Below are 13,322 nucleotides of genomic sequence, written 5' to 3'. Positions count from 1 at the left end.
CCCGCCCCGCGGCTCCCGGCGCCTCCGGAATCGGGTTGAATGGACGGATGCGCTCCGGTCGGTGCGCGGAGAGCGTGAGGTCCATGGCCCGCCAGAGTCCCCCCGAAGAGGTGCTGCCCTCCTCGGCCGCGCCCGGGGCCGAGGGACGCGAGCCGTTCAGCGAGCAGGACATCCGGGGCCTCGTCGGCACCGCCGCCCTCGAGAAGGGCACCGCCTACGCCGACGAGGGCCGCGTCGCCGAGCTGCAGTGGTTCGGCGGCCGCACCCGGCTCTTCGGCCAGGTCCGCGGCTCCGGCCGCTCGCCCTACGCGGTCAGCGTGCAGCTGCGCGACGAGGGCGATCACTCGATCCTCCTCGGCGGCGCCTGCAGCTGCCCGGTCAAGCACGAGTGCAAGCACGTCGCGGCCGTCCTGGTCGAGGCGCTCCGCCGCGAGCGCGAGGGCGCCCTGAGCGGTCCGTTCCCCGGCGAGGCCGCCGTCGACGCGGTCCCGGAGTGGCGCAGCGCCCTCGCCCCGCTGCTCGCCGGCGCCGAGCGCTCGCACTCCGGCATCCCGCTCGGCCTCCAGTTCGAGCTGCTGCCCGGCGAGCCCGTGCGCCGCCCGCCCGGCCGCTACAACAGCTACCGACCGCCGCCCGAGCCGCGCCCGCGCCTCGGCGTCCGCCCGGTGCGGATGGGCGACCGCGACCGCTGGGTGCGCACCGGCACCAGCTGGCGCGACCTCGGCTACCTGCACTACAGCCACGACTACGACGAGCGCCAGATCGACGTCGTCCGCGAGATGCAGGGCCTGCTCTCGGGGCACAGCGCCTCGAGCTACTACTCGCCCGACACCTGGCTCTACCTCGACCAGTGCCGCAGCGAGGCGATCTGGGCGGCCCTGCATGGCGCCGTCCGCGCCGGCATCGGCCTGGTGATGGGCGACCGCGACCAGACCCCGCTGAAGATCCTCGATACCACCGCGACCGCGTCCATCGACGTCACCCGCACCCCGGCCGGTCTCGAGCTGCGCTCGCTCGTCGCGATCGGCGACCACCCCGCGCCCGAGCACTTCGGCTTCATCGGCGACCCCGCCGTCGGCCTCTACACCTGGGACGAGGGCGACGAGCTGCGCGGCCGGCCCGTCACGCTCGTGCCGTTCGCGGCCCCGCTGGTCTCGTCCGCGCGCACCTTCCTCTGGAGCAGCGAGCCCATCCGCATCCCGGAGCAGGAGGAGTCGGCCTTCCTCACCGAGCACTACCAGCGCCTGCACCGCCTCTTCGACATCGTGTCGCTCGACGGCTCCTTCGAGGCGCCGCCCGTCCCCGAGCCGCGGCTCGGCCTCACCCTCGAGCACACCGAGGGCGCGGGACTGCGCGGCTCCTGGTGGTGGCGCTACGGGATCGAGGGCGCGCGCGGCGCCGAGGCCGAGCGCCTCCCGCTGCGCCTGGACGACGAGTCCGGCTACCGCGACGCCGAGGCCGAGCAGAGGATCCTCGACTCGCTCGGCGGCGCCGGCATCGACCCGGAGTCGACGCCCGCCCTGGTCTCGCCCTCCAGCCGCCGCCTCCGCCCCACCTTCGACCTGCGCGGCATGCAGACCGTCGGCTTCCTCACCGGCGAGGTCGAGCGCCTGCGCGAGCTCGGCACCGTCGAGATCGAGGAGATCGGCCAGCGCGTCGAGTACCGCGAGGCCGAGACGGCCCCGGTCGTCGCCGTGCAGACGGTCGCCCAGCCCGACAGCCGCGACTGGTTCAACCTCGAGATCTCGGTCACCGTCAACGACGAGGCCGTCCCGCTCGCCGAGATCTTCCTCGCCCTGGCGCGCGGCGACGAGTACATGGTGCTGCCGAGCGGCGTCTACTTCGCGCTCGACGACGAGCGCTTCGGCCGCCTCCGCGAGCTGATCGCCGAGGCGCGCGAGCTCTCCGACGACCCGACCGAGACGCTCCGGATCAGCCGCTTCCAGTCCTCGCTCTGGGACGAGCTGGTCGAGCTCGGCGTGGTCGAGGCGCAGGCCGCCGTGTGGCGCCGCTCCGTCGAGGGCCTCTCCGGCTTCACCGCCACCGGCGCGCTCGAGTCGCGCGCCCTGCCCGAGGGCTTCGCGGTCGAGCTGCGGCCCTACCAGCAGCTCGGCTACGACTGGCTGTCCTTCCTCTACGACAACCAGCTCGGCGGCGTCCTCGCCGACGACATGGGCCTCGGCAAGACCGTGCAGTCGCTCGCGCTCGTCACCCGGGTGATGCAGGAGCAGCGGGCGGCCGCGGAGGGTGCCGGCACCTCGCCGCGCCCGTTCCTCGTCGTCGCCCCGACGAGCGTCGTGCCCAACTGGGTGGGGGAGGCCAAGCGCTTCGCCCCGGGCCTGCGCGTGGTGGGCGTCGACGAGACCTCGAAGAAGAAGCGCAAGGCGCTCTCGACGATGATCGGCGAGGCCGAGCTGGTCGTCACCTCCTACGCCCTGTTCCGCCTCGACTACGAGTCCTACGCGGGGATCCAGTGGTCCGGCTTCCTGCTCGACGAGGCGCAGTTCGTGAAGAACCGGCAGTCGGCGACCCACCAGCTCGCCCGGCGCCTCGACGTGCCGTTCAAGCTCGCCATCACGGGCACCCCGATGGAGAACAACGTGATGGAGCTGTGGTCGCTCCTGTCGATCGTCGCTCCGGGCCTCTTCCCCTCGCCGGCCGGCTTCGCCGAGTACTACCAGAAGCCGATCGAGCGCGACGCGGACACCGAGCGCCTCAGCCAGCTGCGCCGCCGCATCCGCCCGCTGATGCTCCGCCGCACCAAGGAGCTCGTCGCCACCGAGCTGCCGCCGAAGCAGGAGCAGACCATCGAGGTCGAGCTCGGCACCCGGCAGCGCAAGGTCTACGACACCTACCTCGCCCGCGAGCGGCAGCGCGTGCTCGGGCTGATCGGCGACTTCGAGAAGAACCGCTTCGCGATCTTCCGCGCCCTCACCGTGCTCCGCCAGGTCGCGCTCGACGCCGCCCTGGTCGACGAGGCGCACGCGACCGTGCCCTCCACCAAGCTCGACCTGCTCGACGAGCTGCTCGCCGATGCGCTCGCCGAGGGGCACCGGGTGCTGGTGTTCAGCCAGTTCACCCGCTTCCTCGGGCGGGTGCGCGGCCGGCTCGATGCGGCGGGCGTCGAGTACGCCTACCTCGACGGGGCGACCAAGAAGCGCGACGAGGTGATCGACCGCTTCCGCTCCGGCGAGGCGGGCGTGTTCCTCATCTCGCTGAAGGCCGGCGGCTTCGGCCTCAACCTCACCGAGGCCGACTACTGCATCCTGCTCGACCCGTGGTGGAACCCGGCGACGGAGTCGCAGGCCGTCGACCGCGCGCACCGCATCGGCCAGACCCGCTCGGTGATGGTCTACCGGCTCGTCGCGAAGGACACCATCGAGGAGAAGGTGATGGCGCTCAAGGAGGCGAAGGCCGCCCTGTTCGCGGCCGTCATGTCCGACGACGGCGCGGCGGCCACCGGCGGCATCACCGCGGAGGACGTGCGGGAGCTGCTGGGCTGAGCGGCGGTCCGGTCCGCGGGCCGGGTCTCCGAGCCGAGGTCTGCGGGTCGGCTCAGCAGTCCAGCGAGACGAGCGCCTTCGCGAACGCCCCGGTCTGGTACACGTACTCGTAGGCCCAGTCGCCGAGTGTGTACGGCTCGCCGGAGGACACCATCGACAGCTCGCCGTCGAAGCAGCGGCCGAGCAGGAGCCTGGCCCGCGCGATGTGCGGGGTCTGCGTGATGACGACGACGCTGTCCCAGTGATCCGTCCGCGCATCGTCGGCGAGGGCGCGCGCCTCGCCCTGGGTGGTCCCGGGATCGGCGGTGAAGCAGATCACGTCCATGTCCGGCTCGTCGCAGGCCACCACGTCGTTCTCGCCCGGAGCCGCGGAGAGATCGGAGGCCCAGACCGAGATCACGAGGGTGTCGGCCACGCCCGCCTCGACCAGGTCGCGGCCGAGCTCGGTGCGCGCGCGGGTCGGCGGCCCGAGCACGAGCACCGCGTCGGCGTGCTCCGGCACCGGATCGACCGGCGGCAGCACGTAGACCGGGATCCCCGCGCCGACGGCGAGCACGAGCGCGCCGAGAGCGCCGACGCCGACGCGCCGTGCCACCCGTCCTGCTCTGCTCACGCGTCTCCTCCGGAACCCCGGCGGTCACCGTACCCCAGACAGGTGACGCGGGCGTTTCGGCGGAGGGGGAATCGGACGCCAGGCGAACCGCGCGCAGCCGCGACCCCTCCGGCACAGCCGGTGCCGCGCAGACTCTGGCATCCTGTGTCCCTGGGGCACGAGGGCGTCACCCGTGGCGCTGTCGCGACGCCGCGACAGGGGACCCGCGTGAGACGTGTCCTGTCACCGCCGTGGCGGTCGCTCATTCCGAACAGAAGGACACGCGATGGCTGAACCGACACTGGTGGACGTCGCGCGAGTCGCGGGGGTGTCGCGCGCGACCGCCGCTCGAGTGCTCGCGGGCAGGACCAACGTCGATGCCGGCATGGCCGCCGCCGTCGAGCACGCCGCGAAGCAGCTGGGCTACGAGACGAACGGCGCCGCGCGGCTGCTGCGGGGTGGACGCGCGGGCTCGATCGGGCTGATCGTCGCGTTCGAGGACCTCGACCGCCTGCCCGGCACGATCCTCACGGCGGTCCTGAAGGGAGCCGCGGCGAGCCTGCACGCGCAGGGGGTCCAGCCGGTCCTGCTGCCCGCGGACTACGACGACAGGGGGCGCGTCGCCCGGCTCCTCCGCACGCGGGCGATCGACGGCGCCATCGTGATCCTGCAGAACGAGATGACGCAGGTGACCCAGGAGCTGGCGGACTCTCCCGCGCCGATCGCGTGGGTGGGACGGCCGCGGGTCGATCTCGCGGACGACGCGATCGTCATCGACGCGGACAACTACGGGGGCGGACGGCTCGCCGCACGCGCACTGGCGGATGCCGGCCGTCGCAGACTCGGCATCATCGCGGGCCCCCACGACATGAAGCCCGCCCGCGAGCGGCTGCGCGGCTGGCACGACGAGCTGGTGCACCTGGGCATCGACGACACGCCCCTCGCGCACGGTCTGTTCACGGTCGAGAGCGGCGTGACGGCGATGGTGCGCCTCCTGCAGCGCCATCCCGACCTCGACGGCGTCTTCGCCTCCTCCGACCTGATGGCGCACGGTGCGATCCACGTCCTCCAGGCGGCCGGACGACGCGTGCCCACGGACGTCTCGGTCGTGGGCTTCGACGACGTCGCCATCGCGACCACCACGGACCCGCCGATCACGACCGTCCGCCAGCCCCTGACCGACATGGGCCGCCTCGCCGCCGAGACCGTCGTCGCCGCCATGCAGGGCCGCGAGGTCGACCGCCAGCCGATCCTGCCCGTCACCCTGGTCCAGCGGGAATCCGCGTAGCGCGCGGACCGCCCACGAGCACGGGCCGCTCTCGCGCACGGACCGCCCCCGAGCGCCTCGGTTCCCGACGTCGCCACTCAGTGTCCTAGTGCCTTCTCAATCGACTGGAGGTCAGCGGCAGTAGAGGCGGCGCTTCGCGCACCCACGTTCTGCTCCAGCTGCTGCACGCTCGAGGGGAGGTCGAGCGAGAGAATCGGATGGAACGAGCATCCGAGGGTGTGCCACCGAGGCGGCGGGCTGCGCACGTGTGGCGGGAGCGGGCAGCCCACCTGCTCATCGGGAGGCTCACAGTCCCGTTGATCGGATGAGCCGGGCACATGCTGATCGAGTAGCCCGCGGAGCGGGCGTATCGAGATCGATCGATGTCTGAGTAGATGTCTGCAGGCCCGCCCTGCTGAGAACGTCGGGTCTCGGAACGGCCCCCCGGGGACTACTCGACCGGAACGAGGGTCGCGCCACCGGCATACTCGCGGGCGGCCCGCGCCGAGTCGGCCAGCGCGTTCTCACCGCCCGCGACCTTGGTGACGACCCGCGCTCCGGGAGCCACCCCGAGGAACCGCCGCAGGGTGTCGGCATCGAGCAGACTCGAGTACGAGCGGTCGCCGCGGTCCGTTCGGACGGGAGCGTGGCTGTCGCTGAACGCGGGGCCGAGCGCCGTCGCCGCGTCGCTCACTCCCGAGACGCCGAGCACCGCCAGGGTACCGGCGCCCTGTGCGGCCCGCGCGTGCTCGAGCGCCCCGTCGAGGCGGCGGGTCTCGAGGTAGGAGCGTCCCCAGTTGATCGCCGTGCCGAACCCGTGGCGGGCGGCGAGGTCGAGCTCGGTCGCCAGGTCGAGGAAGCCCTTCGTCGGAACCGGCCCCTCGAAGGAGTCGCAGTGCTCGATCACGAACCGCAGACCGGGGGCGTTCCATCCGGCGATCTCGGCGAGGCTTCGGGAGAACGACGCTCGGGCCGCCTGTGCAGTGCCTCGAGTCGCCCGTGGGGCCGACTGGAGCAGCACGTGGTCGATGACCGGCCGCTGGTCACGGTCGTTCGCCGCCGAGGCCGCCTGCACGGCCCGTCGTATCAGCGCGACCGCCGCACTTCGGCGCTCCTCGACCGGATCCGCCAGCCCGACCCCGCGCTCGAGCACTGCAGGCAGCAGGGTGAGTGCATGCGTCCCCCGGCGGCGGAGCAGCCGCAGCAGCGCGGACTCGTCGGCGATGAATCGGCTGCCGTAGGGGATCTCGAATCCTGAGCACCTGGTGACGACTGCGATCCGCTCGTGGAAGGCGACGAAGGCCGCCGTGTCCCGCCGCGCGTGCTTCGGCAGCGAAGGGTACGCCCCGATGATCATTTAGCGCGCGCCGTCCACTCGCACCGACCCGGGGAGCTGCAGGTCGCGGATGTACGAAGCGAGCTCCAGCAGCGGTGCGCCCTCGTGGGCGCCGATCCCCTCGGGCTTCCAGCGGCTGATCGGCTCGATCGCCAGGCGCGAGCTGTGTCGGAGGTAGTACTTCGCCGAGGTGGGATAGCGCGAGTTGATCGTGTGCTCGGCAACGGTCAGCAGGCGCTGCACGGCGACGGCCGTCTCGACAGGCTCGTCGTCGTAGTGCTCGCAGAGCCAGGCGACGTGCTCCGGGTAGATGTTCGCGGCGTAGCCGCTGAGGCCAGCGGCGCCCGCGCGGAGCGAGTCGGTGAGGGAGGAGATCTGCGCGTTGTAGAGCTTCAGGCGGGTGCCCGCGATCGCGGCGAGCCGCTCCTGCATGGTCTCGAGCGAGTGCGAGGTGTCCTTGTAGAAGACGAAGCGGCCGGTCCTGGCCATCCAGGCGACGTTCTCGGTCGAGGGCAGGCGCTTGAACGGCACCGGGCACTCGTAGATCCCGAAGTCGACCCCCGGCACGGTGTCGAGGATGTGCTGCACCGTCGCGCGCCACTCCTCCTCAGTGGTGGTGAGCCCGCCGACCAGCGAGGAGATCAGCACGACCGCGTCGACCCCGGTCGCGGCCATCGCAGCGGCGGACGCGGCCTGCTCCTCCGGGGTGCCCGAGGAGACGGAGGAGGCGACCACTGGGACGCGGCCCGCGGAGCGGGCGACGACCCGCGTCGCGAGAGCGAGGCGCTCCTCCTCGGTGAGGTCGTACATCTCGCTGGAGAGCGCGACGGTGAAGATGCCGGCGGCGCCGTTGTCGATCAGCCAGTCCGTGAGGGCGTCGACCTGCTCGAAATCGAGCGAGCGGTCCTCGCGGAACGGGGTGAGCATGACGGGCCAGCCGCCGTCGGGGAGGGTGCTGCCGGTCGCTGTCGGAGTGGTCGTGATCTCGGTGGTGGTCATGTCGATCCTTTGGTGTGAGAAGTGGTCGGCGAAATGGAGCTGTCTGCAGGGCAGTCAGCCCTTGAGCGATCCGCTGACGAGGTCGAGGCGCCAGTAGCGCTGGAGGAAGAGGAAGAGCGCGATCAGCGGGATGGTCGAGACGAGGCATCCCATGATCACGACGTTGTAGGTGTTGGGCTGGTCGTTCCCCTGGTTCATCAGCGAGTAGAAGCCGACGGTCAGCGGGAACATCTCGGTGCGCGAGAGCATGATGAAGGGGAGCAGGAAGTTGTTCCAGATGCCGACGAAGTGCAGCAGGAACACGGTGATCAGCCCGGGAACCATCGGGTAGACGGCGATACGCGAGAAGATCCGCCATTCGCTCGCCCCGTCGATCCGGCCGGCCTCGAGCATCTCGGTGGGCACGACAGCGGTGGCGTAGATGCGGCAGAGGTAGATGCTGAACGGGCTGATCATGCACGGCAGCAGCACCGACCAGTAGGTGCCGGCGATCCCGACGGAGGAGAGCAGCAGGTACTGCGGGATCGCGAGGATCACCCCGGGGATGAGCACCCCGATCAGCAGGAAGTTGAAGACGAGCTTCTTCCCGCGGAAGGAGTACTTCGCCAGGCCGTAGCCGGCGAGGGCGGAGACCGCGGTGCCGAGCAGCCCGCCGCCGCCGGCGAAGATGAGGCTGTTCAGGCACCAGGACCAGAACGCGCCGTTGCCCACCCCGAGCAGCAGGGCGAAGTTCTCCTGGAACCCGCCGGTGAAGCTCGGCCAGAGCGAGAACGTGGTGAAGAGCTCCCCCGAGCGCTTGGTCGCGGCCGTGAAGAGCCAGAAGACGGGCAGGAGGCAGTAGACGGCCCCGACGAGCAGGACAGCAGTCGGCCAGAACGCGGCTCGTGGCCGAGTGACCGTGGGGCCTCGGCGGCGGGTGCGGACCGACTGCGCAGCCTGGCGAGGGTCCTCGAGGACGGGTGGGAGCTTGGTGAGGGTGTCGGTCATGATCAGTCTTCTCCGAAGGCGCGTGACTGCAGGAACCGCAGCAGGCCGAGCGAGGCGATGAGGGTGAGGAGGGTGACCACGACCGAGGTCGCCGAGGCCGAGAACAGGTCGTTGGTCACGAAGGCGTCGCGATAGATCAGCATCATCGGCACCCAGTCCGAGCCGATCACCGTGGTGAGCGTCACGAGCGTGTTCGGCTCCGAGAAGACCTGCAGCGCTCCGATGACGGAGAAGAGCCCGGTCATGATCACACCCGGCACGATCAGCGGCAGCTTGATCCGCAGCGCGAGCTGGCGCTCGGAGCAGCCGTCGATGCGCGCGGCGTCGTAGATCTCGGACGGCAGACCGCGCAGCGAGGTGTAGAGGATCACCATGTTGAAGCCGACCGACCCCCAGATCGCGATGTTCGCGACCGAGAGGAACACAGAGTCCGGCCCGAGGAAGACCGGAGCGGGCAGCCCCAGCGCGGTCGCCGCGTCGACGAAGGGGCTCACGCCCGGGAGGTAGAGGAACCCCCACATCAGCGCGGCGATCACGCCCGGCACCGCGTAGGGCACGAAGATCGCGATCCGCGAGAACCGACCGAATCGGGTGGAGAGGTTGTCGAGCAGGAGCGCGAACACCAGCGCGAGGATCATCGTGACCGGCACCGAGAGCAGCGCGTAGGTCAGCATCCGGCCGAATCCGGCCCACAGCGCGGGGTCGGACAGGGTCCGCGCGTAGTTGTCGAAACCGACGAACGACTCCGTCTTCACCCCCAGCCCGCTCCCGCTGACGGTGTTGCCGCGGAAGCTGAGCCAGACCGTGTAGAGCAGCGGGAGGGCGATGAGAGCGACGGCGAGCAGCACCGCTGGTGCGACGAAGAACCAGGGCGCCGCGCGAGGGGCGAGGGTCGAGGGGCGCCCGGTTCGGGGCGCGGCGGCGGTCGTCACGGGTGCCTCACTGCCCGGCGACGTCGTAGCCGGACTTCTCGAGGTCCGCGACGGTCGCCTCCTGGACGCTCGCGAGAGCCTCCGCAAAGCTGCCCTTCTCATTGACGGCGGCGCTGAAGGCGTTGTTGAAGGCGTCGTATGCCACCGAGACGTTGGGGCCCCACGTCACCGAGGCGGTCATCTGATCGATCTCGTCGGCGGTGGCGTAGAAGTCGGTCTGCTCAGGCAGCAGCGCCGGAGCTTGCTGCAGCTCGGGCAGCTCGCGGCCGGAGAGCGCCGCGGGCCAGATGCTGGCGTACTCGATGTACGCCTCGAGGGCCTCGGTCGAGGTGTTCAGCCAGAGCGCGAACTCCCGCGCCTGCTCCGGGTGGTCGGAGCCGGTGGTCACGATCGTGCCGCTGCCGCCCAGGACTCCCGAGCTCGGGTCGGACGGGGTCCACTGCGGAATCGGCACCGCGGCCCACTTGCCGATGGTGTCGGGTGCGTTGTTCTGCAGCAGCGGGGGAGTCCAGACCGCGCCGAGCCAGCTGGCCAGAGTGCCGTCGGCGAGCGCGGCCTGCCACTCGGGGGTGAAGGTCTTGAAGGTCGCGAGGCTGCCGTCGTCGACCAGGCCCTGCCAGTAGTCGGCGACCTTCTGCGAGGCGGGGTCGTCGATGGCGACGGTCCAGGTGCCGTCCTCCTGGCTCCACCACTCGGCGCCGGCCTGCTGACTGAGCCCGGCGAACAGCTGGGCGTCGTTCGCGGGGAAGGTCGCGAGGTACTTCGTCGGGTCGGCGGCGTGCAACACCCGCGCAGCCTCGGCGTACTCCTCCCAGGTGGTCGGAGCGGTGAGGCCGTTCGCCTCGAAGATGTCGGTGCGGTAGTAGAGGAACATCGGTGCCGTGCCCTGCGGGACGGCGTAGTTCACGTCGTCGAACGTCGTCAGCTCCCAGGCGGGGCCGGCCGTCTCGGCCTCCCGGTCACCCATGATCGAGGTGACGTCGGAGGCGATCTCGCTCGTGATCAGGTTCGGCAGGTTCTCGTAGGTGGTGTTCGAGAGGTCCGGCAGGGTGCCGGCCTGCTTCGCCGCGCTGAGCTTCGCGACGATCTCCGCGCCACCGGTCGAGGTGTTGACCTCCACCTGGATGTCGGGGTTCGCCTGGTTCCAGACGTCGACGATCTTCTCGATGTTGGGGGCCCACGACCAGTACTCGAGGGTGACGGGGCCGTCGGTCTCGCCCGTGGAGGCCGGGCTGGTCGCGCCGGTGCAGCCGGCCAGGAGGGCGGCGGCGGCGAGGGCGGTCACGGCCGCGAGCGGCCTGCGGAACTTCGTCGTTCTCATCGGTGTCTTCATCCCTGCGTGAATCTTCTGCGGCTCTGCAGAAGGCGCGTCGCGTCGTGGATCCGATTTCGTTACCGGTAACGAACTGTGCGACAGGATCACCGTAGAGCGCCGTATGCGACACCGCAAGGGTGAATCGTTACCGGTCACGAAACGTGATCGAGGCGCCCGGGATCGCGCATCCGCGGGCTAGCGGATGCGTCAGGCGGGCGAGGCGGTCGACGCGCGCACGACGAGCTCCGGTGCCGGGTAGTCGACGGCGCCCGCCCGGTCCGACTCCTCGACCAGGGCGATCAGCGCCAGCGCGGAGGCGCGGCCCATAGCGGTGAAGTCCTGGCGGACGGTCGTCAGCGGCGGGTGGAAGAACTCGGCCTCCGCGATGTCGTCGAAGCCGACGACACTCACATCCCCGGGTATCTGCCGACCGTTGTCGTGCAGCCAGAGCAGGAGCCCGAGCGCCATCCGGTCGTTCGCCGCGACGACCGCGGTGACGCCCGCGTCGGCGAAGAGATGCGGAGCCGCCGCGTAGCCGGATCGGGAGGACCAGTCGCCGTGCACCAGCGGAAGCGCGGCCAGCGTGGCCTCGGCCATGCACTCCCGGTAGGTGCGCGCGCGGTCCTGTGCGGAGATCCAGCGCTCGGGGCCGGCGAGGTGCGCGATCCGGCGGTGGCCGAGCTCCAGCAGGTGCGAGACGGCGAGCCGGGTGCCGACCGCGGAGGAGCCGCCCGTCCGCTCGCCGCCGCGATCGATATGAATCGGGATCGGGAGATCGAGCGTGCGCAGCGCCGCATCGACCTCGTCGGTGGGCGCCGTGGCGAGGATGCCCTCCAGGTCCCGGCTGCCGAGCGCATCCAGCGCATCAGCGAGCTCGACGTCGTCCGAGGTGTCCAGGCTGATGATGTCGAGCGAGTAGCCGGCCCGGCGGGCGGCGTCACTCGCGCCCTGCATCGTCTTTCCGGGGCCGGTCCCTGAAAGTTCGTGCACCAGCGCCCCGAGCCGGTGCGTGCGCCTGGTGGCGAGCGAGCGCGCTGTGGCGTTCGTTCGGTAGTTCAGTGTCCGCAGCGCCTCCTCGACCCGGATCCGATTCGCCGGGCGGATGCCACCCGTCCCTGTCAAGAACCGGGACACTGTCTGATGCGACACTCCCGCCGCCCGCGCCACGTCGTAGATGGTCGCCGCTCTGACCTGCTGATGAGACATCCCGGCCCGCTCCCTCCGGCGCTCCTTTGTGCGTTAGCGGTAACGATAAGCCATCCGGTCGGGTCTCTCTCGCCTGTGGAGGTCTACACCGTGTCGCCTTTTCACTAGGGATACCGGCGCGGGCGAGCGAGAGACATCCCCAACGGGAGGGCACCGACCGTCTCGAGGGGGCTGGGGACCAGACCAGCGGTCACCTCAGATCCTGCCGCACCGCCGATCGGTCTGTGCCGCCTCAGTCCGCGATCAGCAGCCGCAGCTCCCGCACGCCCGCGACCACGTCCGCGCCGATCCGGCCGGCCTGCACCGCCGCGCGCAGCGGCAGCGAGCGGTGCGGCTGCAGCAGCCGCCGCGCCGCGGTGCAGGGCAGCGCGTAGAGCGCGACGACACCGGCGTCGATCCCGTCGAGCCCGCCGTCGTCGCGGCCGAAGACGAGCTCGCGGCCCTCCCGCGCCAGCTCCAGCGGCAGAGCGGACTCGCCGACCGGCAGCCGCACGGCGGCCAGCACGCTCGCCGCGACGATCCGGCGCCGGAGCGGCCGGCCGATCGCGTCGGCGGCGAGCTCGCCGAAGAAGTCGGCGTGCCGCTCGAGGATGGCGGCGACGGTCTCGGCGAGGCGCTCCATCTCGGGGTGCAGCGACAGCCGCGCCAACCGGCGGTACGCGTGCAGCGCGATCTGCGCGTCGACCGCCAGCGAGAGGGCGACGGGCCCCGCGAGCAGCCGGGACGAGCGGTCGAGCAGCACCCGGCGCCGGACGACAGGCTCGGCGGGGCTGGTGTCGATGCCGCGGATGCGGGGCGAGGCCGCGAGCACCTCGCCGAGCGCGTCGGCGATGCGATGCCGCTCGGCGGCCCAGGTCGTCGCGAAGGAGCGGACGCGGGGGTCGGGGTGCGCTCGGGCGAGCGGCAGCACCCGGACCACGGCGGCGTGCTCGAGAGCGCGGAGATAGGCGGAGGCGACGATCGCCTCGCGATCCAGCGGCGCCTCCTCGAACTCGCGGATCGAGAAGTGGTCGTGCAGGCTGCCGTGCGCGCTGCGCCGGTAGCTCTCCACGTCGAACGGTTCCGCGATGCCCATGCCACCCGCCCTTCGCTTCGACCGTACCGCCATCCTGGGCCCGGAAGCTGAACGGCGGAAGGGTCCGCCGCTGCCAGACTGGAGCCCGCGTGCCGCCGGCCGCGGGGACG

General features: G+C 71.4%; 10 protein-coding genes. 2 read left to right on the top strand and 8 right to left on the bottom strand.

Annotation, left to right across the window (positions count from 1 at the left end; genetic code table 11):
- Positions 1–83: 83 nt before the first annotated feature.
- Positions 84–3,503: an SNF2-related protein gene (locus HQQ82_RS08090; protein WP_173232540.1), complete on the top strand. Its 3,420-nt coding sequence runs from the start codon at positions 84–86 to the stop codon at positions 3,501–3,503.
- A gap of 52 nt (positions 3,504–3,555) precedes the next feature.
- Here HQQ82_RS08090 and HQQ82_RS08085 read toward each other — a convergent pair whose 3' ends face one another.
- Positions 3,556–4,116: a YdcF family protein gene (locus tag HQQ82_RS08085; RefSeq protein ID WP_173232539.1), complete on the bottom strand. Its 561-nt coding sequence runs from the start codon at positions 4,114–4,116 to the stop codon at positions 3,556–3,558.
- A gap of 265 nt (positions 4,117–4,381) precedes the next feature.
- Here HQQ82_RS08085 and HQQ82_RS08080 point away from each other — a divergent pair, with 265 nt between their 5' ends.
- The gene (locus HQQ82_RS08080; protein ID WP_173232538.1) at positions 4,382–5,383 is read left to right on the top strand and encodes a LacI family DNA-binding transcriptional regulator; all 1,002 of its coding nucleotides are present in this window, start codon (positions 4,382–4,384) and stop codon (positions 5,381–5,383) included.
- Positions 5,384–5,813: 430 nt separating this feature from the next.
- Here HQQ82_RS08080 and HQQ82_RS08075 read toward each other — a convergent pair whose 3' ends face one another.
- The 7 genes from HQQ82_RS08075 to HQQ82_RS08045 all read right to left on the bottom strand — a co-directional run bounded on the left by HQQ82_RS08075 (position 5,814) and on the right by HQQ82_RS08045 (position 13,212).
- The gene (locus HQQ82_RS08075) at positions 5,814–6,719 is read right to left on the bottom strand and encodes a DUF4862 family protein (protein ID WP_173232537.1); all 906 of its coding nucleotides are present in this window, start codon (positions 6,717–6,719) and stop codon (positions 5,814–5,816) included.
- Positions 6,720–7,697, bottom strand: coding sequence for a dihydrodipicolinate synthase family protein (locus HQQ82_RS08070; protein WP_173232536.1), 978 nt, complete (start codon positions 7,695–7,697; stop codon positions 6,720–6,722). It abuts the gene before it with no gap.
- Positions 7,698–7,751: 54 nt separating this feature from the next.
- The gene (locus HQQ82_RS08065) at positions 7,752–8,684 is read right to left on the bottom strand and encodes a carbohydrate ABC transporter permease (RefSeq protein ID WP_173232535.1); all 933 of its coding nucleotides are present in this window, start codon (positions 8,682–8,684) and stop codon (positions 7,752–7,754) included.
- 2 nt (positions 8,685–8,686) lie between these two features.
- Positions 8,687–9,616: a carbohydrate ABC transporter permease gene (locus tag HQQ82_RS08060; RefSeq protein WP_367947876.1), complete on the bottom strand. Its 930-nt coding sequence runs from the start codon at positions 9,614–9,616 to the stop codon at positions 8,687–8,689.
- Between the two features lie 7 nt (positions 9,617–9,623).
- Positions 9,624–10,937: an ABC transporter substrate-binding protein gene (locus tag HQQ82_RS08055; protein WP_173232533.1), complete on the bottom strand. Its 1,314-nt coding sequence runs from the start codon at positions 10,935–10,937 to the stop codon at positions 9,624–9,626.
- A gap of 201 nt (positions 10,938–11,138) precedes the next feature.
- Complete coding sequence (locus HQQ82_RS08050) at positions 11,139–12,137, bottom strand: LacI family DNA-binding transcriptional regulator (RefSeq protein WP_173232532.1); 999 nt, start codon at positions 12,135–12,137, stop codon at positions 11,139–11,141.
- Positions 12,138–12,369: 232 nt separating this feature from the next.
- Entirely contained in the window at positions 12,370–13,212 is an 843-nt protein-coding gene (locus tag HQQ82_RS08045; protein ID WP_173232531.1) for a ferritin-like domain-containing protein, read from the bottom strand.
- Between the last annotated feature and the right edge of the window lie 110 nt (positions 13,213–13,322).

The sequence above is a fragment of the Rathayibacter sp. VKM Ac-2856 genome, assembly GCF_013205055.1.
In the GTDB taxonomy this organism is placed as follows: domain Bacteria; phylum Actinomycetota; class Actinomycetes; order Actinomycetales; family Microbacteriaceae; genus Rathayibacter.
The sequence above is the reverse complement of the archived record's forward strand: the minus strand, read 5'-3'. Positions and strand labels throughout refer to the sequence as shown.